The 24,596-nt window shown below is 70.5% G+C and carries 26 protein-coding genes; 2 read left to right on the forward strand and 24 right to left on the reverse strand.

Going from position 1 to position 24,596, the window contains the following annotated elements:
- Positions 1-66 precede the first annotated feature (66 nt).
- The 5 genes from OG199_RS13925 to rpsB form a co-directional block, all read right to left on the reverse strand.
- On the reverse strand, positions 67-1,194 hold the full coding sequence (locus tag OG199_RS13925; protein ID WP_356802007.1) for a phosphatidate cytidylyltransferase: 1,128 nt from the start codon (positions 1,192-1,194) through the stop codon (positions 67-69).
- The gene (frr, locus tag OG199_RS13930; protein ID WP_153288324.1) at positions 1,194-1,751 is read right to left on the reverse strand and encodes a ribosome recycling factor; all 558 of its coding nucleotides are present in this window, start codon (positions 1,749-1,751) and stop codon (positions 1,194-1,196) included. The genes OG199_RS13925 and frr overlap by 1 nt, the downstream gene beginning before the upstream one ends.
- 137 nt (positions 1,752-1,888) lie before the next feature.
- The gene (gene pyrH / locus OG199_RS13935; RefSeq protein ID WP_356802005.1) at positions 1,889-2,659 is read right to left on the reverse strand and encodes a UMP kinase; all 771 of its coding nucleotides are present in this window, start codon (positions 2,657-2,659) and stop codon (positions 1,889-1,891) included.
- A 179-nt stretch (positions 2,660-2,838) separates the two neighbouring features.
- Positions 2,839-3,675: a translation elongation factor Ts gene (gene tsf, locus OG199_RS13940; RefSeq protein ID WP_356802003.1), complete on the reverse strand. Its 837-nt coding sequence runs from the start codon at positions 3,673-3,675 to the stop codon at positions 2,839-2,841.
- 95 nt (positions 3,676-3,770) lie between these two features.
- Entirely contained in the window at positions 3,771-4,682 is a 912-nt protein-coding gene (gene rpsB / locus OG199_RS13945; protein ID WP_356802002.1) for a 30S ribosomal protein S2, read from the reverse strand.
- Between the two features lie 450 nt (positions 4,683-5,132).
- On the opposite strand from rpsB, the gene OG199_RS13950 reads away from it, so the two are divergent.
- Positions 5,133-5,675, forward strand: coding sequence for a murein hydrolase activator EnvC family protein (locus OG199_RS13950; RefSeq protein WP_405834543.1), 543 nt, complete (start codon positions 5,133-5,135; stop codon positions 5,673-5,675).
- Positions 5,676-6,126: 451 nt separating this feature from the next.
- On the opposite strand, the gene OG199_RS13955 is transcribed toward OG199_RS13950, so the two are convergent.
- The 18 genes from OG199_RS13955 to proS all read right to left on the reverse strand — a co-directional run bounded on the left by OG199_RS13955 (position 6,127) and on the right by proS (position 21,293).
- Positions 6,127-6,684 (reverse strand): helix-turn-helix domain-containing protein, encoded by a 558-nt coding sequence (locus tag OG199_RS13955; RefSeq protein ID WP_356802014.1) that lies wholly within the window; start codon positions 6,682-6,684, stop codon positions 6,127-6,129.
- A gap of 133 nt (positions 6,685-6,817) precedes the next feature.
- Positions 6,818-7,660 (reverse strand): RNA polymerase sigma factor WhiG, encoded by an 843-nt coding sequence (whiG, locus tag OG199_RS13960; protein ID WP_266701720.1) that lies wholly within the window; start codon positions 7,658-7,660, stop codon positions 6,818-6,820.
- A gap of 271 nt (positions 7,661-7,931) precedes the next feature.
- Positions 7,932-9,119 carry a DNA-processing protein DprA gene (dprA, locus tag OG199_RS13965; RefSeq protein WP_356801997.1) on the reverse strand — a complete coding sequence of 396 codons (1,188 nt, stop codon included), beginning with the start codon at positions 9,117-9,119 and terminating at the stop codon, positions 7,932-7,934.
- A gap of 335 nt (positions 9,120-9,454) precedes the next feature.
- Positions 9,455-11,071: a YifB family Mg chelatase-like AAA ATPase gene (locus tag OG199_RS13970; RefSeq protein ID WP_405829738.1), complete on the reverse strand. Its 1,617-nt coding sequence runs from the start codon at positions 11,069-11,071 to the stop codon at positions 9,455-9,457.
- Positions 11,071-11,442, reverse strand: coding sequence for a YraN family protein (locus OG199_RS13975; RefSeq protein WP_356801995.1), 372 nt, complete (start codon positions 11,440-11,442; stop codon positions 11,071-11,073). The genes OG199_RS13970 and OG199_RS13975 overlap by 1 nt, the downstream gene beginning before the upstream one ends.
- Positions 11,443-11,605: 163 nt before the next feature.
- Positions 11,606-11,914, reverse strand: a complete 309-nt coding sequence (locus OG199_RS13980; RefSeq protein ID WP_003965949.1) for a DUF2469 domain-containing protein — start codon at positions 11,912-11,914, stop codon at positions 11,606-11,608.
- 55 nt (positions 11,915-11,969) lie between these two features.
- Entirely contained in the window at positions 11,970-12,503 is a 534-nt protein-coding gene (locus OG199_RS13985) for an NUDIX hydrolase (RefSeq protein ID WP_356801994.1), read from the reverse strand.
- 109 nt (positions 12,504-12,612) lie between these two features.
- Complete coding sequence (gene lepB, locus OG199_RS13990) at positions 12,613-13,359, reverse strand: signal peptidase I (protein ID WP_356801993.1); 747 nt, start codon at positions 13,357-13,359, stop codon at positions 12,613-12,615.
- Positions 13,360-13,440: 81 nt separating this feature from the next.
- Positions 13,441-14,385, reverse strand: a complete 945-nt coding sequence (gene lepB / locus OG199_RS13995) for a signal peptidase I (protein WP_356801991.1) — start codon at positions 14,383-14,385, stop codon at positions 13,441-13,443.
- On the reverse strand, positions 14,270-15,352 hold the full coding sequence (lepB, locus tag OG199_RS14000; protein ID WP_356801989.1) for a signal peptidase I: 1,083 nt from the start codon (positions 15,350-15,352) through the stop codon (positions 14,270-14,272). The genes lepB (OG199_RS13995) and lepB (OG199_RS14000) overlap by 116 nt, the downstream gene beginning before the upstream one ends.
- Positions 15,345-16,061 (reverse strand): signal peptidase I, encoded by a 717-nt coding sequence (gene lepB / locus OG199_RS14005; RefSeq protein WP_405829740.1) that lies wholly within the window; start codon positions 16,059-16,061, stop codon positions 15,345-15,347. The genes lepB (OG199_RS14000) and lepB (OG199_RS14005) overlap by 8 nt, the downstream gene beginning before the upstream one ends.
- 45 nt (positions 16,062-16,106) lie before the next feature.
- On the reverse strand, positions 16,107-16,457 hold the full coding sequence (gene rplS / locus OG199_RS14010) for a 50S ribosomal protein L19 (RefSeq protein WP_037741626.1): 351 nt from the start codon (positions 16,455-16,457) through the stop codon (positions 16,107-16,109).
- A gap of 132 nt (positions 16,458-16,589) precedes the next feature.
- Positions 16,590-17,411 (reverse strand): tRNA (guanosine(37)-N1)-methyltransferase TrmD, encoded by an 822-nt coding sequence (gene trmD / locus OG199_RS14015; protein WP_351717761.1) that lies wholly within the window; start codon positions 17,409-17,411, stop codon positions 16,590-16,592.
- On the reverse strand, positions 17,411-17,965 hold the full coding sequence (gene rimM / locus OG199_RS14020; RefSeq protein ID WP_266701694.1) for a ribosome maturation factor RimM: 555 nt from the start codon (positions 17,963-17,965) through the stop codon (positions 17,411-17,413). Before rimM ends, trmD begins: the two co-directional genes overlap by 1 nt.
- 107 nt (positions 17,966-18,072) lie before the next feature.
- Positions 18,073-18,312 carry an RNA-binding protein gene (locus OG199_RS14025; RefSeq protein ID WP_005479813.1) on the reverse strand — a complete coding sequence of 80 codons (240 nt, stop codon included), beginning with the start codon at positions 18,310-18,312 and terminating at the stop codon, positions 18,073-18,075.
- Positions 18,313-18,314: 2 nt separating this feature from the next.
- Positions 18,315-18,743 (reverse strand): 30S ribosomal protein S16, encoded by a 429-nt coding sequence (gene rpsP, locus OG199_RS14030; protein ID WP_266701692.1) that lies wholly within the window; start codon positions 18,741-18,743, stop codon positions 18,315-18,317.
- A 286-nt stretch (positions 18,744-19,029) separates the two neighbouring features.
- The gene (locus tag OG199_RS14035) at positions 19,030-19,626 is read right to left on the reverse strand and encodes a hypothetical protein (RefSeq protein ID WP_153288376.1); all 597 of its coding nucleotides are present in this window, start codon (positions 19,624-19,626) and stop codon (positions 19,030-19,032) included.
- Positions 19,627-19,877: 251 nt separating this feature from the next.
- Entirely contained in the window at positions 19,878-21,293 is a 1,416-nt protein-coding gene (proS, locus tag OG199_RS14040) for a proline--tRNA ligase (protein WP_405829743.1), read from the reverse strand.
- 199 nt (positions 21,294-21,492) lie between these two features.
- Here proS and OG199_RS14045 point away from each other — a divergent pair, with 199 nt between their 5' ends.
- Positions 21,493-22,350, forward strand: coding sequence for an SAM-dependent methyltransferase (locus OG199_RS14045; protein ID WP_405829745.1), 858 nt, complete (start codon positions 21,493-21,495; stop codon positions 22,348-22,350).
- 298 nt (positions 22,351-22,648) lie between these two features.
- On the opposite strand, the gene ftsH is transcribed toward OG199_RS14045, so the two are convergent.
- Positions 22,649-24,586 carry an ATP-dependent zinc metalloprotease FtsH gene (ftsH, locus tag OG199_RS14050; RefSeq protein WP_356801981.1) on the reverse strand — a complete coding sequence of 646 codons (1,938 nt, stop codon included), beginning with the start codon at positions 24,584-24,586 and terminating at the stop codon, positions 22,649-22,651.
- Between the last annotated feature and the right edge of the window lie 10 nt (positions 24,587-24,596).

Raw genomic sequence — 24,596 nt, forward strand, 5'->3', positions numbered from 1 at the left:
ACCCGGGCATGCGGAAGGGGCCCGCCGCCCAGTGGACGACGGACCCCTCACCGACAAGAACGCGGGTCAGCTCGACCCTACGAAGATCACCAACAGCAGCCAGACCACGGGAGCCGTCGGCAGGAGCGAGTCCAGGCGGTCCATGATGCCGCCGTGACCCGGCAGCAGGGTGCCCATGTCCTTGATGCCCAGGTCCCGCTTGATCATGGACTCGCCGAGGTCACCGAGCGTGGCGGTGGCCGCGACCGCGAGGCCGATGATCAGGCCCTGCCACCACGTGCCGTCCTCGATCAGGAACTGCAGACACAGCGCGCCCCCGACCATCGCGAAGACGACCGCTCCGACCAGACCCTCGCGGGTCTTGCCGGGGCTGATGCGGGGCGCGAGCTTGTGCTTGCCGAAGCGCCAGCCGATCGCGTACGCGCCGGTGTCGCTGACGACCGTCAAGAGCAGGAACGTCAGGACACGGCGCGGACCGTCGTCCGCGGTCAGCATCATCGCCACGAAGGTCGCCAGGAACGGCACGTAGAAGGCGGCGAAGACGCCCGCCGTGACGTCCTTGAGGTATCCCTCGGGCGGTTCCGTCATCCGCCAGACCAGGACCGCCAGCGCGGTGAGTGCCATCGCCACCCACGCGCCCTCGGCGCCCCGTACGTAGCCGGCGACGACCATGGCCGCACCGCCCACCGCCAGGGGCACGAGCGGCGCCTTGATGCCCTTGCGTTCCTCGAGCCGCGAGGTGAGCTCCCACAGCCCCACCACCACGGCGACGGCGATCACACCGACGAAGACGGCCTTGACGACGAACAACGACGCGACGATCACCGCACCGAGCCCGACGCCCACCCCTATCGCAGCACCCAGGTCGCGGCCCGCACTCTTCTTCGGTGCGGGCGCGGGCTGCGGGGTGGCGCTGGGCATGGGCTCCTGCGGCTTCTGCGACGGGTTCCCGTAGGACCCCGCCGACGGTGTGTCGTCGCGGACCGGGGGGCCGCTCAGCCGAGCGGCCCCCCGGTCGTCATCCTGGTCTCCGCCGTGTGCGGGTCCCTCGGGCACGATGGGCATGGGGCGAGTGTGCTGCGCGTCATGCGCATCGTACGCGGGACCCGCCGGGCCTGCCCCCTGGGCAGGCCCCTGGTCGGAGGGCCCCCAGTACCCGGCTTGCGGCGGTGCCCCCCAGGAAGAGTCGTTCATCAGACCTCGAGCAGCTCCGCTTCCTTGTGCTTCAGGAGCTCGTCCACCTGGGCGACGTACTTCGCGGTGGTGTCGTCGAGCTCCTTCTCCGCACGGCGGCCCTCGTCCTCGCCGACCTCGCCATCCTTGATCAGCTTGTCGATGGTCTCCTTCGCCTTGCGGCGCACGGAGCGGATCGAGATCTTGGCGTCCTCGCCCTTGGTCTTGGCGACCTTGATGAACTCCTTGCGGCGTTCCTGGGTCAGCTCGGGGAACACCACGCGGATGATGCTGCCGTCATTGCTCGGGTTGACACCCAGGTCGGAGTCGCGGATCGCCTGTTCGATGTTGCGCAGCGCGCTCTTGTCGAACGGGGTGACCACGGCCATGCGCGGTTCGGGGACCGCGAACGAGGCCAGCTGGTTGATCGGCGTCAGCGCGCCGTAGTAGTCGGCCACGATCTTGTTGAACATCGCCGGGTGCGCACGACCGGTGCGGATCGCGGCGAAGTCCTCCTTGGCGACCACGACGGCCTTCTCCATCTTCTCCTCGGCCTCGAGGAGGGTCTCTTCGATCACCACTTGCTCCTGCGTGTCTTGAGTAGGCCCGGCAGCTGTTCCCCGTCGGGGTGGCAGCCGGCTGCGTCGCGTCTTGTTCCTGCACGGTTCCGGACCGGCAGGACATTGTCCATCCCCCGGTCAGGGTCCGTCCCGGGTCAGGCCCGGCCGCTTGGGTCACCCACAAGTGTGCCGATCTTCTCACCCTTGACGGCCCGCGCGATATTGCCCTCCGCCAGGAGCTCGAAGACCAGGATCGGCAGCTTGTTGTCACGGCACAGCGTGATCGCGGTCATGTCGGCGACCTTGAGGTCGCGGGTGATGACCTCGCCGTAGCTGAGCGAGTCGAACTTGACGGCCTCGGGGTTGGTCTTGGGGTCGGAGTCGTAGACCCCGTCCACACCGTTCTTGCCCATCAGCAGGGCCTCGGCGTCGATCTCCAGGGCACGCTGGGCGGCCGTGGTGTCGGTGGAGAAGTACGGCATGCCCATACCGGCGCCGAAGATGACCACACGGCCCTTCTCCAGGTGCCGTACGGCGCGCAGCGGGATGTACGGCTCGGCGACCTGTCCCATGGTGATGGCGGTCTGTACGCGGCTGTCGATGCCCTCCTTCTCCAGGAAGTCCTGGAGAGCGAGGCAGTTCATCACCGTGCCGAGCATGCCCATGTAGTCGGAGCGTGCCCGGTCCATGCCGCGCTGCTGGAGTTCCGCGCCGCGGAAGAAGTTGCCGCCGCCGATGACAACGGCGATCTGGGCGCCCCCGCGCACGACGGCCGCGATCTCGCGGGCGATCTTGTGCACCACGTCGGGATCGACGCCCAGTCCGCCGCCACCGGCGAACGCCTCGCCTGAAAGCTTCAGCATGAAGCGTCCGGCGCCTTTGCCGTCGTCGGTCTTCTCGCCCTGGTCGGCCTGGGTGCTGGTCATGGAGATCTCCTCATGGTGCACATACGAAGAAGGCCATTGCCGGTGGGGTGTTGGCTCCCATGCTCGGCAATGGCCTCCTCGTCAGATCTGCTGTCGTCCGGCACGCACGCGCGCGTGCCGACGTACGCGGACGACTGCTGTCGACCCTATAGGGGTCGCGCGTCGATCGCTGTACGGACTCAGATGCCGACCTTGATGCGCACGAAGCGCTTCAGGGCGACACCGGCCTCGTCCAGGACCTGCTGGACGGACTTCTTCTGGTCCAGCGCGTAGGGCTGGCCCAGCAGGGTGGCCTCCTTGAAGAAGGCGTTGACGCGACCCTCGACGATCTTCGGGAGGGCGGCCTCGGGCTTGCCCTCGGCGCGGGTCGTCTCCTCGGCGACGCGACGCTCGGACTCGACGACCTCGGCCGGGACGTCCTCGCGGGAGAGGTACTTCGGCGCGAAGGCGGCGATGTGCTGCGCGACGCCCTTGGCGAGCTCGGCGTTGACCTTGTCCAGCTCGACGAGGACACCGATCTGCGGGGGCAGGTCGGGCATCGTGCGGTGCATGTACGCGGTCACGTAGGCACCGGAGAACTGGGCGAAGCGGTCCAGGACGATCTTCTCGCCCAGGTTGGCGTTGGCCTCGTCGACGAACGCCTGAACCGTCTTGCCGGGCTCGATCTCGGAGCCCAGGAGGGCGTCGAGGTCGGCCGGGGAGGTCTTGGTGACGTGGTCGGCGATCTGGCCGGCGACGGCCTGGAACTTCTCGCCCTTGGCGACGAAGTCCGTCTCGCACTTCAGCTCGACCAGGACACCGGAGGTGTTGTCGTCGGCGATGACGGAGACCACGGCGCCGTTCTCGGCGGAGCGGCCCTCGCGCTTGGCGACGCCCTTCTGGCCCTTGATGCGCAGTTCCTCGACGGCCTTGTCGACGTTGCCGTCGGCCTCGTCCAGTGCCTTCTTGCAGTCCATCATGCCTGCGCCGGTGAGCTCACGGAGCTTCTTGACGTCGGCGGCGGTGTAGTTCGCCATGATTCCTGGAATCTCTCTCGAAGTCTGAAGATCTACGGGCCGGACGGCGGGGGCTTGGTGTGCCCCCGCCGTCCGTGACCCGAAGGGGTGAGGGGTCAGGCCTGCTCGGCGTCCGCGGCGGGGGTCTCGGCGGCAGCCTCGACGGCCTCGGCCTCGGCGACGGGGGCCTCGGCCTGCTCGGCGTCGGCGACCTTCTCCGTCTCGGCGGAGGTCTGGACCTCGGCGTCGTCGGCCTTCTTCTCGCCCTCGAGGAGGTCGCGCTCCCACGCGGCGAGCGGCTCGCCCGCGGCCTTGTCACCCTCGGCCTTGCCGGCACCGGAACGGGAGATGAGGCCCTCGGCGACGGCGTCGGCGATCACGCGGGTGAGCAGGGTGACGGAGCGGATCGCGTCGTCGTTGCCCGGGATCTTGTAGTCGACCTCGTCGGGGTCGCAGTTGGTGTCGAGGATGGCGACGACCGGGATGTTGAGCTTCCGGGCTTCGCCGACCGCGATGTGCTCCTTCTTGGTGTCCACGATCCAGACGGCGCTGGGCACCTTCTGCATCTCGCGGATACCACCGAGGGTCTTCTCCAGCTTGGCCTTCTCGCGCGAGAGCACGAGAAGCTCCTTCTTGGTGAGACCGGAAGCGGCGACGTCCTCGAAGTCGATCTGCTCGAGCTCCTTGAGGCGCTGCAGACGCTTGTAGACGGTCGAGAAGTTGGTGAGCATGCCGCCCAGCCAGCGCTGGTTGACGTAGGGCATGCCGACGCGGGTGGCCTGCTCGGCGATGGCCTCCTGCGCCTGCTTCTTCGTGCCGACGAACATGACCGTGCCGCCGTGGGCGACGGTCTCCTTGACGAACTCGTAGGCGCGGTCGATGTACGACAGCGACTGGAGCAGGTCGATGATGTAGATGCCGTTGCGCTCCGTGAAGATGAAGCGCTTCATCTTCGGGTTCCAACGACGGGTCTGGTGACCGAAGTGGACGCCGCTTTCCAGCAGCTCCCGCATCGTGACGACGGCCATGGCCGTTCTCCTTGGTGTTCTCGGTTGTGCCGCGCGTGCCGGACGGCACTCGCGCCTGACGCCCGCGATGCGCCTTGCCACGAGGGACCGAGGGGCGCTGACACCGGCTTTTGATGACCGCGTGTCGGGGCGTGCGAAGTCGACCCGGTGACCCGGATCGCCACGAGAAGTGTACGGGACCCGCGAGGTGCGGGGTGACGCCGCTGTCCACAACCGGCCGGTGGTCCACAGCTCCCGGTCAGGATCCGCCCGATGCGGGACCGTTCTCGCATGCGAGCGAAACGATGTGTGCGTACCCGGCCGCGGTTGCGGCCGGGAATCACGGTGGCCGCGCCGGTCGTGCTGGCCGCGCTGACGGTGTCACCCGCGCCCGCCGTGCCGGCGCGGGTGTCTGCGCCGGTCACCCTGGCCACTTCGACGTCCTCGTCCCGAGACGGCGGCGTGGCCCGGATGTCCGACCCGGACATGATCGAGGGTACGAACGGTCCGGCGCCTCCGGTCCCCGTGGAACCGCCCGGCGCCGACTCGAAGGTCCGGGCGGTCGCCCGCCTCTGGCCGGTGGGCACGCGCCCCTCGGTCCTGCGGGCCTGGCAACCCCCGGCGACGCCCTACGGTCGCGGCCACCGGGGCGTGGACCTCGCGGCGCCCCCGGACGCCCCGGTCCGTTCCGTCGCCCCGGGCCGGGTCTCCTTCGCCGGCCGGGTCGCGGGTCGCGGAGCGATCGCCGTCGAGCTGGCGGGCACCGGCGATCCGCCTCTGCGCACCACCTTCACCCCGGTACGGGCCACGGTGAGAAAGGGCGACGAGGTGGCCGCCGGCGACGTACTGGGCACGCTCGAACCGGACGCCTCCCACTGCCCCACGAGCTGCCTCCACTGGGGCCTGCTGAGAGACCGCACCTACCTCGACCCGCTCTCCCTGCTCCCCGCCTGGCTGCTGCGCGGCGCGCCGTCCCGGCTGCTGCCGGTGCCGACAGAACGCAGACAACCGTGACCGTCGCCGTCACGGAGACCATCGCCACCGCGGGCACGGGCTCGGACGCCACCAAGGGCACGGCGCGGGCGCGCTTGCCGTGAGGACGGCACCGGTAGCGCCGTGACATCCGGCAGGCGCACGGGGTCGCGGCGGAGCGCGTGGGGCGCGAGTGGGTGGGTGGGCGGGGTGCGAGTGGGTGGGCGGCGCGGGAGTGGGTGGCGCGGGAGTGGGTGGGCGGATGGGTGAGACCTGCGCGCGGGGCGCAGCCGGCGAGGGGGTGGGGCGGGAGGGGGTGGGGGGAGGGGGAGGGCCCGGGGGACGGGGGCAAGGTGGGGCAAGTGCGCGAGGCGAGGCGAGGCAGGTGGTAGGCACGGCGCGCTCGATGGCGCGGTGGGCGCGGTGGGCGCGGTGGGCACGTCAGGGGGTCGACGCCCCTGAGCTGCCCGGGCCCCTGGTTCGGCTCGGAGGTTCAGCCGCGCACGCCCCGCAGGGCCATCGTGACGGCCGCGTCCGTAATCGCTTCGGGATCCTCCGCCGCCCCCAGCTCGATCCGCCGCACAGCCGCGTCGACGACACCCTGGAGCAGCATCGCGGCCAGTCGCGGTTCGGCGTGGCCCATGTCCCGCAGCGCCTCCGCGATCATCGCGACGAGCCCGCCGTGCGCCGCGCGGATCTTCTCGCGGGCCCCGGCGTCGAGTTCACTCGCGGAGATGGCCACCACGGCGCGGTGCCGCCGGTCCCCGACCAGCGCCAGCTGCTGCCGGACGTAGGCCTCGACCTTGCCCTCGGGTCCGTCGGCCGCGGCCATCACCGCTTCGACCTCGGCCGCCCACAGGGGGAAGTCGACCTCGCACAGTTCTTCGACCACGGCGGCGCGGGACCGGAAGTACTCGTAGACGGACGACCGCGCCAGCCCCGTCCGCTCGGCGAGGGCGGGGAAGGTCAGTGCTTCCGTCCCGCCCTCGGACAGCAGGGACCGGGCCGCGTCCAGCAGGGCGGCTCGCTGCATCGACCGGTGCTCGGCCACGGAGGCCGCTCGAATCCTTGGCACGCCCTCCACTTTACGGACGGACCGCGGATGGCGGCAGCCACTCCCACCACCTGGAGGAATCGCGACCCTGATGACGAAGGGACGATTCAGCACCGCACCACGCTCCGGATCAGCGTCCGAAGCTGGCCAGCTTCGCGCGCAGCTGCAGTACCGACTTGGTGTGGATCTGGCTCACCCGGCTCTCGGTCACTCCCAGGACGTTCCCGATCTCCGCGAGCGTGAGGCCCTCGTAGTAGTAGAGCGTGACCACGGTCTTCTCCCGGTCGGGGAGGGTGTTGATCGCCCGCGCGAGAAACCTACGCAGCTCCCGGTCCTCGGCCACCTCGACCGGGTTGTCGGCCGCGGTGTCCTCCAGCGTGTCCATCAGGCTCAGCCGGTCGCCGCCCTCGCCGCCGACATGCAGCAGTTCCTCGAGGGCCACCACGTTGGCCAGCGACAGCTGGCTGAAGACGGCGTGCAGGTCCTCCACCGCGATCCCCATCTCGGAGGCGACCTCGCCCTCCGACGGCGTGCGTCGCAGCCGCGCCTCCAGCGTCGCGTACGCACGCTCCACGTTGCGCGCCTTCTGCCGCACCGAGCGCGGGATCCAGTCCAGCGCGCGCAACTCGTCGATCATCGCGCCCCGGATGCGCGTGATCGCGTACGTCTCGAACTTGATCTCCCGCTCGATGTCAAACTTCTCGATCGCGTCGATCAGCCCGAACACCCCCGAGGAGACGAAGTCCGCCTGCTCCACATTGGCCGGCAGGCCCACGCTGACCCGTCCCGCGACGTACTTGACCAGGGGCGAGTAGTGCAGGATCAGCTGCTCGCGCAGCCGCTCGTCACCCGTCGTCTTGTACGACCGCCACAGCTCGTCGAGCGTCGAGGGAGCGGGCGGCCGCCTGCTACCGCCGTCGCGGGCGGCTGGGGGGATCGCCGCCCGGTCGGACCCGGAGGTGTGCTGGGGCATTCGTCGCCTTGTGCCGTTCTGCCGTGAACTGTGGGTACCTGGGTGAGCTGTCGCTCTGATGCCGAGTTGCCTGTCTGCGTCAGAACCCAGGTGAGCGTAGCGTGACTGGAGTGTCGCAGTGCGCGAAGGGCTGTGGGCGGGCCGTGCGCAGATACGTTCCGCTGAACGTTTGCCTCGGTCGCCCTCGTCGCCGTCCGTGACGGTCCGCGGACGCCAACTGCGGGTATTGCCAAGGGTGTCGACGTTCGCCCGGACGGAGGAACACGCTCGGTCAGCGCCCGCGACGATCTTCGCGGACCGGGATCATCGTCTGGCGTGTCAACTTCCAGCCGTCGCCGTGTCGTTCGACGAACCCGAGCGAGCGGAGTTCGTACAGTCTCCCGACCGTGTCGTCCGTCGTGGTTCCCGCCCCGAGGGCGATCTCCTCCGCTCGCGCCAGTCCGCGCGCCGGCAGTGCGGCGAGAACCCGTCCGGCACCCGGGTCCAGCAGGTCACGTGGCAGTACGGGCCCCCGCCGGTCCGGGGCCAGCTCACCCATGTCGCCGACCAGTTCCGCGACTTCCGCGGCGTCGGTGACCAGCACCGCCTCCCCGCGCAGCAGTTCATGCACACCGGCCGACAACCCGCTGGTGACGGGGCCGGGCACGCCCATCGCGAACCTGCCCAGCCGCTGTGCGGCGCGCGCCGTGACCAGCGCGCCGCTGCGATAGGCGGCCTCGACGACCACGGTCCCCCGGGTGAGTGCCGCGATGACCCGGTTGCGCAGGATGAATCTGCTCGGCGTGGGGTGCTCTCCTGGCGGCAACTCCCCCACGACCAGGCCTTGTTCGGCGATCCTGGTGATCAACTCGGTGTGGCCGCGGGGGTAGGGCCGGTCCACTCCGCAGGCCAGCACGGCGACGGTGGCCCCGCCTGCCGCCAGGGCGCCCCGGTGCGCGGCGCCGTCCACGCCGTAGGCACCGCCGGACACCACGACCCAGCCACGCTCGGCCAGTCCGGCGCCGAGGGTGGTCGCCATGTGGGCGCCGTACTCCGTACAGGCGCGCGCTCCGACGAGGGCGACGGACCGCAGCGCCCACATCCGCAGGCTGGGGCGTCCCCGTACCCAGAGTCCGGTGGGTCGGGCGTCCCCCAGATCGTCGAGTTGTGCGGGCCACTCGGAGTCCCCTGGGCACACGAACCGGATACCGGCGGCATGGGCCGCCGCGAGGTCCCTTTCCGGGTCGGCCCGCTCGGCCCGTGCCCGCAGTCCGGCCCATCTCCGGTCCGACACTCCCCGCGGCCGCTCCCCGCCGTCCAGGAGCCCCTGGACGGCCCGCTCCGCCCCGGCCTCACGGATCCAGCGCCCGCAGGCCTCGTCGCCCGGCTCGGCGACACGGGCGAGAAAGGCCCGGTGCACGCGTTCGTCCGCTCGGTCCGGGTCCTGCCGGTGTGCGCCTTCCCGGCGGACGTCCTCCAAGGGTGCGTCCCCGCGGAGTCCATCCCCAGAGGGCGCACCCTGGCGGCGGGCGCGCTCCTGTTGCGCGGCCTCCCGGTAGGCACCCCCGTGGCGCGCGCCCGATCCACGGACGCCCTCGCCCTCCTCGCGCGCACCCGCCCCGTGCGCGTCCACCCGGTCCGCGCGTCCCCCGTGGGCGCTCTCCCGGCACCTGTCCTCTCGGCCCGGGCCTTCTCGACGCGTGCCTTCTCCGCGCATGCCCACTCCGCGCGCGGCCTCTCCGCGCATGCCCTGCCGGGGTGTGCCGTCGTGGTTCCCGGGTGCGCCATCGTGATATCGGGGTGCGCCGTCGTGGCTCACGACAGCGCACCGATCGCCATCGGTACCCCGCGTGGCACCCCGGTGCGCAGTTGCAGCGCGAGGGCGACATCCGTCGCGTCGGGCCGGTCGTGCCCCACCAGGTCCGCGACGGTCCAGGCGACGCGCAGCACCCGGTCGAGGCCCCGGGCGCTCAGCACGCCCCGCTCCAGGCTCCGCTCCGCCTCGTCCAGCGCTCCCGAGGACGCGTGCCACCGGCTGCGCAGTTCGCGCCCCGGCACTTCGCTGTTCGTCCGCCAGGGGGTGCCCGCCAGCCGCGCCGCGGCCCGTTCCCTGGCTGCTTGTACGCGGCCGGCGACGGTCTCCGTGGATTCGCCCCGTGTCCCGCGCCCGGTCAGCTCGGAGCGCGTGACCCGGTCCACCTCGACGCGCAGGTCGACCCGGTCGAGCAGCGGGCCGGAGAGTCTGGCCTGATAGCGCCGGATCGCGGAGGGCGGGCAGTCGCACAGGTCGTCCCGCTGCGAGAAGCGCCCGCACGGGCAGGGATTCGCCGCGAGCACCATCAGGAACCGCGCCGGAAACCGCACCACGCCCGCGCTGCGCGCGATCACCACATGCCCCGCCTCCAGGGGCTGGCGCAGCGCGTCGAGGGCCTGGCCGCTGAATTCCGGGGTCTCGTCGAGAAAGAGCACTCCCCGGTGGGCGAGCGACACGGCGCCCGGTCGTGCGATTCCCTGGCCTCCTCCGACGAGGGCCTGCATGGTCGCCGAGTGGTGGGGCGCGCAGTACGGGGCGACGTCGACCAGGGGTTTGCCCGGTGGCAGCAGGCCGGCGACCGAGTGGACGGCGGTGACCTCCAGGGACTCGCCCCGGGTGAGCGGCGGCAGGACGGCGGGCAGCCGCTCGGCGAGCATGGTCTTGCCCGCTCCTGGTGGGCCTTCCAGGAAGAGGTGGTGTCCGCCCGCCGCCGCGACCTCGACGGCGGTGCGCGCGGAGCGCTGGCCGACGACGTCGGCGAGGTCATGGCCGTGGTCGTGCTGGGCGCCGTGGATGCCGGTGGCCGCGGCGGTGCCCGGCATGCGCAGGCCGGCCGTCAGCGGATGGGGCCGGCCCGCGTCGTCGGGGTCCTCCTCGGGGACCGGTTCGTCGGTGAGCACGGCGATCAGCTGGCCCAGGCTGCGCACGCCGAGCACGGAGATCCCGGGCACCAGCGAGGCCTCGGCCGCCGCACACTCGGGCACCACCACCTGTTCGTACCCCGCGTCCGCCGCGGCGAGGACCGCGGGCAGCACTCCCCGGACCGGCCGGACCCGTCCGTCGAGTCCGAGTTCGCCGATCATCACGATGTCGGAGAGCACCCGGGGATCGATCCGCTCCGCTGCACCCAGTACCGCGCAGGCGACGGCGAGGTCGAATCCGCTGCCGCCCTTGGGCACCGAGGCCGGGCTCAGCCCGACGGTGAGCTTCTTCTGGGGCCACACCGCGCCCGAGTTCACGACGGCCGCGCGGACCCGGTCCCTGCTCTCCGAGAGGCTCTTGTCGGGGAGGCCGACCAGGGTGAACGCCGCGACGCCCGGCTCCAGGTCGGCCTGGACCTCCACCACGACGCCCTCGACGCCGACCAGGGCCACCGAGCACGTACGCGCGAACCCCATCAGGCCACCCCTCGCGCGTGCTCGACCACGGGTGCGCCGCGGTCGGGGAGGAGGACACCGATCAGGTCGATGCGGACGCCGCCGGGCGGGGCCCCGCCGTGTTCCTGGAGCCAGCGCTCCGCCAGGCCGCGCAGGCGCTGTGCCTTGGCCGGGGTGACGGCCGCCATCGGGTGCTCGAAGGCTCCTGTCCTGCGTGTCTTGACCTCGCAGACGACGAGCGCGTCGCCGTCCCGGGCCACGATGTCGATCTCACCGGTCCTGCCGGAGCGCCAGTTGCGCGTCAGGACGGTCATTCCGGTCTCGGCCAGCCGCCGCGCGGCCAGATCCTCGCCGTACTTGCCGAGTGCGTTGCGTGCCTTGGACGTCTTCATGTCGGCACCACCTCCGGCGCCAACAGTGCGGCTGTCCCCGCCCGCTGTTGGATCTTGGTGGACAGGCGGCCGTCTGGGGACAACTGCATCACCCTCACGAGTGATCATCGTCCGTCAGCGGCCGCCGGTCGACCTCATGGGATCAGCGGATCCACCGGGGCGGTCACCCGCCGGGCAGCTCCAGATCGCTCTTGTTCAGCTCCTCGATGTTCACGTCCTTGAATGTGAGCACCCGTACCTGCTTCACGAAGCGCGCGGGCCGGTACATGTCCCACACCCAGGCGTCCGCCATGGACACCTCGAAGAAAACCTCACCCTGGACCGAGTGCACCTGCATCTCGTAGTCGTTGGTGAGGTAGAAGCGCCGTTCGGTCTCGATCACGTATTTGAACAGACCGACGACATCGCGGTACTCCCGATAGAGCTTCAGCTCCATCTCGGTCTCGTACTTCTCGAGGTCCTCGGCGCTCATGGCATGTTCCCCTTCAGCCGTGCGTCCCCCCATTGTGCGCCAGCCCCGCGAGCCCCTAGACGATTTCGGTGTCGAGGACCTCGGGTCTGGCCGGGGGACCCTCGTCGAGCAGCCTGCGCAGCAGCTCGGCGAGCCTGGTCGGATACACCGTCTCATGTGCCTCGGTCAGTTCCTGGCACGTCCACCAGCGCGCTCCGGCGACACTTCGCCGTTCCAGCTCCGTCAGCCCGGTGGCGACGGTTCCCGTCTGGGTCGTACGGGCCAGGAAGTACCATTCGTCCTGGTCCCAGCGGCGTCCCGCGAACGGGAACGAACATGTGCGCCGCCACAGCACCGGGCCCAGTTCGACCTGGGTGATGCCGGTCTCCTCCACGAGTTCCCGCAGCGCGGCCTCCTCGCGGGTCTCGTCGCCCTCCAGGCCGCCGCCGGGCGTGAACCACCAGTCGTCCGCGGGATCGTCCGGTTCGTGGCCGTGCAGCAGCAGAATGCGCTCCTGCGCGTCGAGGAGCACCACCCGGGCGACTTTCCGCAGCCCTCCGTCGTACGAGTCTCCGTTCGGGTCCGCGCCCGAGACCCGCTCCGACGACACGGAAGACGGCCCAGGAGTCGGCCCGAGGGACGCCTCGGGCGACGCCCCGGACGGGGTGACCCGTCCAGCCCGTCCAGATGATCCGGTCGGCCCGGACGATCCGGACGGCTCAGCCGACACCGACCGGCTCCGTCCGCCTCCGCCCACGCCGGCGCCCGAGCCGCTTGGCGACCGGGCCGTACGCCGCCCCGCCCAGCACGAGCACCGCGCCCGCGACCACGGCGGTCAGGATCGGCCGCAGCGGACCGGGGGTCGAGATCCCGCCGAGCGTCTTGAAGCCCGTGGGGCGCTTCAGCATGCCCTTCATGGGCCAGGCGATGGCGTCGACGCGGCCCTTCACCGCGGCGCGCGACACCGTGCCGTTGAAGGCCTCGGTGAGGTGCGCCGTCGAGTCCAGTGAGCCGCTGCGCTCGTCACCGAGCAGGAAGAGTCGTCCCTCGGGGACCTCGACGGTCGGGATCCGGTTCGTCTCAGCGGCCTGGCCCTTGGGGAGATACGGTTCGTCGATCTTCTTGTCGTTGACCGTCAGCTTGCCGTCCGTGCAGCAGGCGACGGTGTCACCGCCGACGGCGACGACCCGCTTGACGATCAGCATGTCGCCCCAGCTCTTCTGCTTGAAGACGATGACGTCACCGCGCTTGACGTCATTGCCGTCTATCCGCTCCGCAAGGATGCGGTCGCCCACCTTGATGGTCGGCACCATCGACTGGGTCGGCACCGTGTACGGCTGATAGACGACCGCGCCCCAGGCGAAGCCGCCGAGGAAGAGCACACAGCCGAGGGCCACGGTCAGTCCCGACAGCACGCTGCCGAGCCGACCGTGGCCCTCGTCCGTACGACCTGACGTCCTGCTCATCCCAGTGCTCCCCCGACTCGGAGAATCGACCCCGCGGTCCTGGGTACGGGCCGCGGAAGATCGGTGATCTGGGACGGCACCCTACCCGGCGGTACCCCGCCCAGAAACCCTGGGGTTTCCGGCGGTAAGCCGACGCCTGCGCCACAGCACCAGCGGCGCCGCGCCGGCCAGTCCCAGGGCGCCCGGGGCGGCCGCGCTGAGGTTCTGGTCGAAGGTGTCGGGAATCGGCAGCGTGTTCCAGCGGGTGGGCGGCCAGGCGATCACGATGGCGCGGCCCACGACATTGCCCACGGGCACGAAGCCCTGGTACTTGTCCTGCTGGTGGTAGCGGGAGTCCAGCGAGTTCTGCCGGTGGTCACCCATGACCCAGATTTTGCCCGGGGGTACCGTCACCTTGAACTGGCCGCCCTGGTCGTCGACGCTGCACGGCGTGTTCCCGGCGTACACGTACGTCTCGTTGAGCGCCTTGCCGTTGACCGTCAGCGGGCCCGAGTTCTCGCACTCGATCGTGTCACCGGCGACGCCGATGACCCGCTTGATGAGGTCCTTCTCGTCCGCCGACGGCATCAGGCCGATCTTGCTGAGGACCTGCTGCACGGCGTTCGGGTTGGGCGTCGGCTCGCCCGCCAGCCAGTTGTCTGGGTCGTGGAAGACGACGACCTCGCCGCGTGAGGGCTCCGAGCCGAACCACGGCGTGAGCTTGTCGACCAGTACACGGTCGCCCTGCTGGAGGGTGTTCTGCATCGAGTCCGAGGGAATCGAGAACGCCTGCACCAGGAAGGTCTTGATCAGCAGCGCGAGGACCAGTGCGATACCGATGAGGAGCGGCAGTTCCTTCCAGAAGGAACGCGGATTCTTGGGCTTCTCGTCCTGCCCGCCGTGCTCCTTCGTACCGCCGCCGTCCCCGGAGTCACTCCCGGGACCGACGACCTCGCTCGTGGCCGGGGTGGCCGATCCGTCGGCTCGCTCCGGCTGTTCCTCGGGCCCATCGTGTCCGGATCGTGCGCCGACCGCCAAATCCCCCACATCCACTCCTCACTCCGTGCCGCCGCCTGCCCCGGATCCGACGCAGGCCCACCACTCCCATAACGAGCGGGAGTTCCGCAGGGCTCGGGAGCGGGATCAATCCATTGAGATCCGCGGACGCCACCCTATGCGACGGTCCCATGGCCGTGGCCGACCCGCTCGGCACCGACGCGTACGTGTCCGGCTCCTTCAATCGACTCCAGTGCCCGAAGGGCCACGCGATGACCATGGCTCTGCCGACGACGGACTTCTCGGAGACGGTACCGCCGTACTTCTCCTTACGGTGGTACCTGGAGTCGGCCGAGTTGGCCCGGTGGTCGCCCATGACCCAGAGGCGGCCCTTGGGGACGGTCTCCTCGAAGGGGAAGTCCGACGGCTTGTTGTCGGCGTGGATGTACGGCTCGTCGAGCGGCATGCCGTTGACCGTGACGCGCCCCTGCGTGTCGCAGCACTTGACGGTGTCGCCGCCGACCGCGACGACCCGCTTGATGAGGTCCTTGTCGTTGTCGGAGGGCAGCAGACCGATCTGGGTCAGCCCCTCCTTGACCTGCTTGATGACGACGGGGTCGTTCTTCTTGGTGGTCTTCTCCCCTTCCAGCCAGTCCCCGGGGTCCTTGAAGACGACGACGTCACCGCGCTGCGGCTTGGAGCCGAACCATGGCGTGAACTTGTCGACGAGCACCCGGTCGCCGATCTGGATCGTGCTCTCCATGGAGCCCGACGGGATGACGAAGGCCTGGACGAGGAAGGTCTTGAGAACCAGGGCTATGAGCACCGCGACGCCGACGAGGAGCGGGATCTCCTTGACCGCGGAGCGCCGCCGTCGTCGCTTCACCTTGCGCTGGAGCTTGCGGCGCTCGGCGCGGCCGGGGCGTACCGCGCCGCCGGAGGCGCGCCGCGTCCCGGTGGGCAGCAGGTTGTCGGCCGCGTGCTCGGAGACACCGCGCGGCCTTCCGCGGTTACCCATGGGCACCGTCCGCGGCGGGCACGCGCGTGTAGGCGCCGGGGCGCCTCAGCCGGGCCCAGTCGTCCGAGGGCCAGGCGATCCAGTCGGCGCGGCCGATGACGTCGCCGACGGGGATCATGCCGCCTCCGGGGGACCCCAGGTGGTCCCGGGAGTCGCTGGAGTCGCTGCGGTGGTCGCCCAGGAGGAACAGGCTGCCGGCGGGCACGACGACGTCGAAGGGCACCTCCGACGGGGCGTCCCCGGGATACAGAAACGTCGACTCGTCGACCGAACGGCCGTTCACCTCGAGTCTCCCCTCCTTGTCGCAGCAGACCACATGGTCTCCCCCCACACCGACGACGCGTTTGACGTAGTCGGCGTTCCCGAAATAGCCGGTGCCGTCGAACACGACGATGTCTCCCCGCTGCGGCTCAGCACCGAAACGGTACGCCAACTTATTTACGAGAACGCGGTCCCCGATCCTCAATCCGCGCTCCATCGAGCTGCTGGGAATCTCGAAGGGCTGCATCACGAAGGTGCTGAAGCCGGCCAGGAACAGCAGGCAGACCAGCAGGGTCAGAGTGATCCGCCCGCCGGGGATCCACTCCGCGACCCGGTCCAGCAACGCGGAACGCGACCGTCCCTCCGGCCCCTGGGTGTCCGAGATCTCCTCGGACTCTGCAGGGCGGGAGGAGCGGTCGCGCTCCGTGTGCTGTGCTTCGGTGTTCATCGGAGCCAGATGTTATCCGGCGTCCGTATGAGCCTCCGTGCGAGCTCAGTTGTCGCGCTTCTCCTTGATCTTCGCGGCCTTGCCGCGCAGGTCACGGAGGTAGTACAGCTTCGCGCGACGCACGTCACCGCGGGTGACGAGCTCGATCTTCTCGACGATCGGGGTGTGCACCGGGAAGGTGCGCTCGACGCCGACCGAGAAGGAGACCTTGCGGACCGTGAAGGTCTCGCGGACACCGGCGCCCTGGCGACGGATGACCACGCCCTTGAACTGCTGCACACGGGAGCGGTTGCCCTCGATGACGCGCACGTGGACGTTGACGGTGTCGCCCGGACGGAAGGCCGGGATGTCGGTGCGCAGCGACGCGCTGTCGACGGAGTCGAGCAGGTGAGACATTGGGTCTGCTTTCTTCGCCGATGCCACAGGTCATCGACGGGAGAAGGGTTTTCAGGAGAGTGCTGCCGCGTCGGGGCGGGCGTCGTGTCCCCCTGTGGCAGGGGCGCACGCCGGACGACGTAGAGCAGCGGCCTATTCTTCCACGGCCTGCGGCCTGCGCCAAAATCGGCCGTCGGGATCCGGCTGCCACCCCAGGATCGAGAGCATCTCGCGGTCCTTCTTGTCGAAGAGGGACGCCTCGCAGCGCTCGATGAGGTCGGGCCGATTGGCCGTCGTACGGCGCAGTGCCTCGTCGCGACGCCAGCGGGCGATCTTGCCGTGGTGGCCGCTGAGCAGCACCTCGGGGATCTCCCGGCCGCGCCACTCGGGGGGCTTGGTGTAGACGGGCCCTTCCAGGAGGTTGGCCATGGCCCCGGGGGCGAAGGAGTCGTCCCGGTGGGACTCGGCGTTGCCCAGGACGCCCGGCAGCAGGCGCGCCACGGCCTCCGTGACGACGAGGACGGCCGCCTCGCCGCCGGCGAGCACGTAGTCGCCGATGGACACCTCGTGGACCGGCATGCGGGTGGCGTACTCGTCGATGACGCGACGGTCGATGCCTTCGTAGCGGGCGGGTGTGAAGACCAGCCAGGGGCGCTCGGACAGCTCGACGGCGAGTTCCTGGGTGAAGGGGCGTCCGCTGGGTGTGGGCACGACGAGGACGGGCCCGTGCGCGCCCGTCTCGTAGCCGTCGGCCAGCACGGAGTCCAGGGCCTCGCCCCACGGGTCGGTCTTCATGACCATGCCGGGGCCGCCGCCGTAGGGGGTGTCGTCGACCGTGTTGTGGCGGTCGTACGTCCACTCCCGGAGATCGTGCACGTGCACGTTCAGCTGTCCGCGGGCGCGTGCCTTGCCGACGAGCGAGACGTTCAGGGGGTCCAGGTACTCCGGGAAGATCGTGACGACGTCCAGCCGCATTACGCCTCTTCCTCGGTGGAGTCCCGGGTGGACGCGATCTCGGCGCGGTCGTCGATCAGGCCCGGCGGCGGGTCGATGACGGCCCGCTGCTCGTCCAGGTCGATCTCGACGACGATCTCCTCGACGAACGGGATCAGGACCTCGGTGCCGTCCGGCCGCTCGACCACGAACAGGTCCTGGGAGGGCAGGTGCGAGATCTCGGTGATCCGTCCGACCTCGTCGCCCTCCTTGGTGACCACGTCCAGGTCCATCAGCTGGTGGTCGTAGTACTCGTCCGGGTCCTCGGGCTTCTCGTCCGGGTCGACGTCGGCGATGAGCAGGGTGTTGCGCAGCGCCTCGGCGGCGTTGCGGTCGCGTACGCCCTCGAAACGGAGCAGCAGACGGCCGCTGTGCACGCGGCCCGTCTCGATGGTCAGCGGACCGGTGGAGGCGGGGTCGGTGGCCAGGACGGCACCAGGGGCGAGTCTGATCTCCGGCTCGTCGGTACGTACCTCGACGGTGACCTCGCCCTTGATGCCGTGGGCGCGGCCGACGCGAGCGACTACCAGCTGCACTGTGCTTGATCTCCTGTCGGTGTGCCTGCGGCGTTGCTTCGCAGACGACTACGGGCCGGGGACGGCCGGATGGCCCTCCCCGGCCCGAGCCGGTGCTGCCTGTTACGTCAGCGGACGTGGTCCACGTCGACGAGGTCGACGCGGACACCGCGGCCGCCGATGGCGCCCACGACGGTGCGCAGGGCGCGCGCGGTGCGGCCGTTGCGGCCGATCACCTTGCCGAGGTCGTCGGGGTGGACCCGGACCTCGAGTACGCGCCCGCGGCGCAGGTCGCGCGAGGCGACCTGCACATCGTCGGGGTTGTCGACGATGCCCTTCACGAGGTGCTCGAGAGCCTCCTCGAGCATGCTCAGGCCTCGGTCGACTCAGACGAAGAGGACGCGGCCGGGGCCTCGTCCTTCTTCTCAGCCTTCTTCTTCTGGGTGATGGCCTCACCCTTGCCCTCGTCGTCGCCGCCCAGGGCGTCGAACAGCGGGCGCGACGCCTTCGGCTCGGCGACGAGCAGCGGAGCGGGGGCGGGCAGACCCTTGAACTTCTGCCAGTCGCCGGTCAGCTTCAGGATGGCGAGCACGGGCTCGGTCGGCTGCGCGCCGACACCCAGCCAGTACTGCGCGCGGTCCGAGTCGACCTCGATGCGCGAGGGGTTCTGCACCGGGTGGTACAGGCCGATCTCCTCGATGGCCCGGCCGTCACGGCGGGTACGGGAGTCGGCGACGACGATGCGGTAGTGAGGCGAACGGATCTTGCCCAGACGCTTCAGCTTGATCTTGACTGCCACGGAAGTGGTGTCTCCTGGTCTTGACGTGGTTGGGCACGGCGAGATGGCCGCGTGGGGTTGCGGTACCCGAGTGCCCGATGGACGCGTCAGCCGGAGGAGAGAGGGGTCCTATGCGACTGTCGAGTACAGCTAGACATTGTGCCACACCCCGGAGGTTCACCTCACCGGCCCTGCGCGCCGGCCCGTGGCTGACCGGCGCCCGGCGCCGACTCCCGGGCGCCGGCGGTGTGACATGGCGCTCACCGGGCGGCGCGGCCGAGCACGGCTGCCACGAGCAGCCGTCCTCTCAGCTCGCCGCCGCTCCGACCACCTCCGGAATCCGGAAGGGCTTGCCGCACCCCCCGCACACGATCGGCGCCTGGGCCAGGACGGACGGGACGACCCGTACGTTGCGGCCGCAGTCGCAGACGGCCTTGACCCGGACGCCTCCTCCGGAGGAGCCGTGCCGGGCGGCGGGGCCCCGGAACGAGCGGGCCGTGTCGGCGGTGGTCGCGGCGGTGTGCGCCTTGAGAGCGCGCTGCAGCCGCTCGATGGTCGGGCGATAGCGGCGCTTGGCCTCGGGGTTGAGCGTGACGAGCGAGAATCCGCTGCTGGGATGCGGTTCCTCGGGGTGGTCAAGACCCAGCTCCTCGGCGATCGCCAGGAATCTGCGGTTGTGGTAGCGGCCGGCGCGCGAGGTGTCGCGGACTCCGCGGGCGGCGGCGATGCCATGGACTGCCTCGTGCAACAGGCGTTCGAAGGAGAGTTCGTGTCCGCAGGCGGACGACGACTCTCCGATCAGGGACTCGGGCGCGGCCAGATCGGGCAGTTCGGGGTGGTGCCGCTGAATGTCGGCCCACGCCCCTGCCAGCTCTGCGGCAAGAACAGGTGGTGTCGTGCTCACGTCGTGACAACGAGCCGGGGGCCCTGTGTGTTCCTATTCCGGGGCATCCCAAATAATTTGCACGTACCCGTCAGTTGCCCCTGATGTGTCCTGACGAGGGCGGGTGCGCTGATCTGCGGAGAAGCCTCACAGCTCGCACCAAGCTGGTACGTAGTCACGCGTACGCCCCGGCGCGTAGACGCTGTCCGCGCGCCGGGGTGCCTGTCGTCATCAGATGCGCAAGAGGCGTTTCGGCCGCCCTCGGGGACGGTTCAGTAGGCGCGCGCCACGACGGCGACGTTACCGGGTGCGTCGTCGCTGTCGGGCACCGACCCGTCCTCCGCGACCAGACACCGTACGGTCACGGAGTGCTCGGCGAGCCTGGCCTCGCCCTCTTCGCCGAGGTCGGCCCACGGGATGCGGGCCCAGCCGCCGGCCGTGGCGGCCTCGACGGCCTGCTCGATCGTCGTCACGTCCGACGTACGGGACTCGCGCCGCTCGCGCGACTGCTCGAGGAGGCGCGCCTGGTCCTCCTCGAGGAGGGTGGGGAGCAGTCCCGCCAGGGCGTCGAGGGCGACCGGCTCCTTGCCCCCGGGGATACGGCGGGCCAGCATCGCGGTGCCGTTCTCCAGGTCACGGGGGCCGACCTCGACGCGTACCGGTACGCCCTTGAGTTCCCAGTCGACCGCGCGCCGCCCGAAGGGGGTGTCCGTGCGGTCGTCCACCTGGACCCGTACGCCCGCCGCCGAGAGCCGGTCGCCGATCTCGCGGACCTTGGCCAGAACCGCCTCGTCGTCCTTGATCGCGAGGACGACGACCTGTACGGGAGCGAGCCGTGGCGGCACCCGCAACCCGCTGTCGTCGCCGTGCGACATGATCAGGCCACCGACCATACGGGTCGAGGACCCCCAGGAGGTCTGCCAGACGAGTTCCTGTCGGCCGTCCTTGGACAGGTACTGGGTGTTGAAGGCCTTCGCGAAGTTCTGGCCCAGTTCGTGGCTGGTGCCCATCTGGAGTGCCTTGCCGTCGCCCATCATGCCTTCGAGCGTGAGGGTGTTGACGGCGCCGGCGAACCGCTCGCGCGGGGTCTTGCGGCCGAGCACCACGTCGATGCCGAGGACGTTCACCATGAAGTCCTCGTACACCTCCTTGTGGATGTACGCGGCGTAGTCCCGGGCGTCCTCGTACGTGGCGTGGGCGGTGTGGCCCTCCTGCCACAGGAACTCGGTGGTGCGGAGGAACACCCGCGGGCGCATCTCCCAACGGACCACGTTCGCCCACTGGTTGATCAGCAGCGGCAGGTCGCGGTAGCTCTGCACCCACTTGGAGAAGGAGGCGTTGATGATCGTCTCGGAGGTGGGGCGGACGACGACCGGCTCCTCCAGCTCCTTGCCGCCGCCGTGGGTGACGATCGCGAGCTCGGGGGCGAAGCCCTCGACGTGCTCGGCCTCCTTCGTCAGGTACGACTGCGGGATGAAGAGCGGGAAGTACGCGTTCTGGGCACCCGCCGCCTTGATGCGGGCGTCCATCTCCTGCTGCATCCGTTCCCACAGCCCGTACCCGTAGGGCCGGATGATCATGGTGCCGCGCACCGGCCCGTTGTCGGCCAGCTCGGCCTTGTTGATCAGGTCCTGGTACCAGCGCGGGAAGTCGTCCGCCTGGGGCGTGAGAACAGGTGCCTTAGCCATGGCGCGATCGTACGGGCACACGTTGCCGGGACGTGAATTCTTGCGCCGCGCGCGGACAGCGCACAAGCAGCGCGCCGCAACCCCTGGACGCCGCGACGAGTGCGGAGTTACCTGACATACGGGGGAAGTGCGCGCGCACTGCGCGGGGGTCGGGGAAACGGGGCACAGCGACAACTCTCGGCGGATTGGGGCGCTTTCGATGACACCTACGCTCGTGCGGCAACACCTGCAGCACACGGGACCTCCCTCCCGTGTCGACTCGCGGGTACGCGCGCGTGACTGGGCCGAGATCCAGGAGCGGATGCTGGTACCGCTCCACGAGGCCGTCTACGAGCGACTCGAAGTCGGCGGCGGGACAAGGCTGCTCGGCCTCGGCTGCGGTTCCGGACTGGCCCTGCTGACCGCGGCCTCCCGGGGCGCCGCGGTGACCGGGGTCGACGACTCCTCACCCGAACGGATGAGGCTCGCGCGGGAACGGCTGGGGCCGGAGGGACGCGGCACGCACGCGCACGACGACGCCCGGATCGTACGGGGCACGCCCGCGGACCTGGCCGGCTCCGGGGAACCGGCGTACGACCTGGTGACCGCGTTCGAGCCGGTCGGAGGGGTGGCCGGTGACTCCGAAGGGCTCGTCGAGGTGCTGGAGACGGCCGCGCCGCTCGCCGAGCGGGGGGCGCCCGTGGTGCTCGTGGGATGGGGGCCACCGGAGCGCTGCGCCACGTCCGCCGTGCTGCGGGGCGTCGGCAGACTGGCCGAACCGCTGCGCGGCGGCGGCGGGTGGCGGGCCCCTCGGCGGGACGAGCTGGAGGAGATCGCCGAGCGGGCCGGGCTCGGGCTCGACGGGTCGGGACGGGTCGCGTGCCCCTTCGGGTACGCGGACGTGGAGAGCGCGGTACGGGGCCTGCTGTCGACCGGGCTGCTGGACGCGGCGGTGGCCGCGACGGACGAGGTCCAGGTCGACAAGGAACTCACCGAAGCGCTCCACCCCCATCGCCGGCGGGACGGGACGGTGTGGATGCCGAACGTCTTCCGGTATCTGATCGCCCGGACGAGGTAGGCGCCCGGGGACGAGGGGGACATCTGATCGCCCGGACGAGGCGGACATTCGGCCGCCCCGACGAGACGGACATTCCGGCGGCCCGGACGCGCAGGCACCCGATCGCCCGGACGTGCAGGCAATCGGTCGCCCGAACGCGCAGGCAAGCGGTCGCCCGGACGCGCAGGCAATCGGTCGCCCGGACGCAGGCACCCGATCGCCCGGACGGCACGGGCAGGGGGTCTTCGGACGGACAGACTGGCGTTCGTACCCGGGCGAGGACGCCTGGGAGTCCGGCGCCGCCCCGGAGGGTGGAGGCTCAGCCCTCCTCCTTCCGGATCCGGGTGATGCCCGCGATCCGGTACGCGTCCGCCTCCTCCAGCGTCTCGTTGGCGAGCAGTGCCTCCGCCAGGGCGTCCAGCTGGTCGCGGTGGTCGCGGAGGTTCTGGCAGGCCTCCTCGTAGCACTCGTCGACGATGCGGCGCATCTCGTGGTCGATGGAGTCGAGGGTCGCCGGGGCGGCGGAGAGGCCGTAGGCCTGCTGGGCGTCGCCCGGGAGGGCGGAGAGCCGGCCGACGCGTTCGGTCATGCCCCAGCGGGCGACCATGCCCCGGACGATGTTGGTGACCTGTTCGAGGTCGTTCTCGGAGCCGGTGGTGACGACCGCGTAGACGACGTGTTCGGCGGCCATGCCGCCCAGGGCGCCGATGATCCGGCCGCGCAGGTACTCCTCGGTGTACGCGTAGCGGTCGGCGTCCGGGGTCGAGAGCGTGACGCCCAGCGCACGCCCGCGCGGGACGATGGTGATCTTGCGGACCGGGTCGGCGCCCGGCCGCAGCATGCCGAGCAGGGCGTGACCGCTCTCGTGGTACGCCGTGCGGCGGCGCTCCTCGTAGGGCATGACCAGGGGCCGTTCGGCACCCAGCTGCACCTTTTCCAGCGCCTCGGAGAGGTCCGTCCGCGTCACCCGCTCCTGTTTGCGCTTGACCGCGAGCAGCGCCGCCTCGTTGGCGAGGTTGGCCAGATCGGCACCCGTCATGCCCGGGGTCGTCCGGGCCACCTGGGCCAGGTCCACGTCCGGGGAGAGCGGGATCTCGCGGGTGTGGATCTCCAGGATCGCCTCGCGGCCACCGCGGTCGGGCGGCGAGACGTTGACGACCCGGTCGAAGCGGCCGGGTCGGGTCAGCGCCGGGTCCAGGATGTCGGCGCGGTTGGTCGCGGCGATGACGATGACGCCCTCGGCACCCGAGAAGCCGTCCATCTCGGTGAGGATCTGGTTCAGGGTCTGCTCGCGTTCGTCGTGACCGCCCATCGCCGAGCCACCGGCGCGGGCCCGTCCGATGGTGTCGATCTCGTCGATGAAGATGATGGAGGGGGCGACCTTGCGGGCCTCGGCGAAGAGCTCACGGACGCGCGAGGCACCCACGCCGACGATCATCTCGATGAACTCCGACGCCGAGGCCGAGAAGAACGGCACCCCCGCCTCTCCCGCCACGGCCCGCGCGAGCAGGGTCTTTCCGGTGCCGGGAGGGCCCGCGAGGAGTACACCGCGCGGCATCTTGGCACCCATCCTGCGGTAGGCGCCCGGATTCTTGAGGAAGTCCACGACGTCGTTGAGCTCGCCCGCGACCTCGTCGATGCCCGCCACGTCCGCGAAGGTCGTGCGCTGCGCGCCGGGCTGCAGTTCCACGGGTTTGGGGGGTGCCTTGCGGCCGAGCATGCCGCCCGGGCCGCCCATCCCCGGCCGCAGCCGCCGCGCGATGAAGAACCACAGCACCACCAGGACCAGGATCGGGGCGAGGGAGAGCAGCAGGTTGGACAGCAGGCTGCGCTGCTGGACCACTGGTGAGGCGGTCACCGTGACGCCGCGCTTCTCCAGGTTCTGCCAGAGCTTGTCGTCGGCGAAGGAGGGGCGCTGGGTCTTGAACTTGGTGTACTTCCCGCCGCCGTCCGGCTTCTCCCGGGCGGTCCTGAGCTCGCCCTGGATCGCGTCACCCTTGGAGTAGATCTTGGTGACGTTGCCCCCGTCGATCTGCTTGCTGAACTCCGTGTACGAGATCGTCGGCTCGTTGCCCTCGTTGAAGAAGGACAGTGCCAGGACGGCGATCACGAACACGATCAGAGCGGCGACCGCCAGGCCTATCCAGCCACCCGGCATCTTCCTGCGCCCGGAGGGCGGTGGGGTCGGCTCGGGTGGCGTGCCCTCGGTACGCCACGGCTGATCAGGGTCCTTGCGTGGCGGCACGGGGTTGGTCATATCAGGACGT

The organism is Streptomyces sp. NBC_01176 (assembly GCF_045039825.1).
Lineage (GTDB): Bacteria > Actinomycetota > Actinomycetes > Streptomycetales > Streptomycetaceae > Streptomyces.

Coding starts and splice junctions, on each gene's coding strand:
- rpsB (WP_356802002.1), bottom strand. CDS start 4,682: ATGGCCGTCGTCACGATGCGGGAGCTGCTGGAAAGCGGCGTCCACTTC.
- OG199_RS13970 (WP_405829738.1), bottom strand. CDS start 11,071: ATGGGGTTCGCGCGTACGTGCTCGGTGGCCCTGGTCGGCGTCGAGGGC.
- ftsH (WP_356801981.1), bottom strand. CDS start 24,586: ATGACCAACCCCGTGCCGCCACGCAAGGACCCTGATCAGCCGTGGCGT.
- rplS (WP_037741626.1), bottom strand. CDS start 16,457: ATGTCTCACCTGCTCGACTCCGTCGACAGCGCGTCGCTGCGCACCGAC.
- whiG (WP_266701720.1), bottom strand. CDS start 7,660: ATGCCCCAGCACACCTCCGGGTCCGACCGGGCGGCGATCCCCCCAGCC.
- OG199_RS14025 (WP_005479813.1), bottom strand. CDS start 18,312: ATGCTCGAGGAGGCTCTCGAGCACCTCGTGAAGGGCATCGTCGACAAC.
- lepB (WP_356801993.1), bottom strand. CDS start 13,359: ATGAGCAGGACGTCAGGTCGTACGGACGAGGGCCACGGTCGGCTCGGC.
- trmD (WP_351717761.1), bottom strand. CDS start 17,411: ATGCGGCTGGACGTCGTCACGATCTTCCCGGAGTACCTGGACCCCCTG.
- tsf (WP_356802003.1), bottom strand. CDS start 3,675: ATGGCGAACTACACCGCCGCCGACGTCAAGAAGCTCCGTGAGCTCACC.
- OG199_RS13950 (WP_405834543.1), top strand. CDS start 5,133: ATGTCCGACCCGGACATGATCGAGGGTACGAACGGTCCGGCGCCTCCG.
- OG199_RS14045 (WP_405829745.1), top strand. CDS start 21,493: ATGACACCTACGCTCGTGCGGCAACACCTGCAGCACACGGGACCTCCC.
- OG199_RS13925 (WP_356802007.1), bottom strand. CDS start 1,194: ATGAACGACTCTTCCTGGGGGGCACCGCCGCAAGCCGGGTACTGGGGG.
- pyrH (WP_356802005.1), bottom strand. CDS start 2,659: ATGACCAGCACCCAGGCCGACCAGGGCGAGAAGACCGACGACGGCAAA.
- proS (WP_405829743.1), bottom strand. CDS start 21,293: ATGGCTAAGGCACCTGTTCTCACGCCCCAGGCGGACGACTTCCCGCGC.
- lepB (WP_356801989.1), bottom strand. CDS start 15,352: ATGGGTAACCGCGGAAGGCCGCGCGGTGTCTCCGAGCACGCGGCCGAC.
- OG199_RS13975 (WP_356801995.1), bottom strand. CDS start 11,442: ATGAAGACGTCCAAGGCACGCAACGCACTCGGCAAGTACGGCGAGGAT.
- lepB (WP_405829740.1), bottom strand. CDS start 16,061: ATGAACACCGAAGCACAGCACACGGAGCGCGACCGCTCCTCCCGCCCT.
- OG199_RS13980 (WP_003965949.1), bottom strand. CDS start 11,914: ATGAGCGCCGAGGACCTCGAGAAGTACGAGACCGAGATGGAGCTGAAG.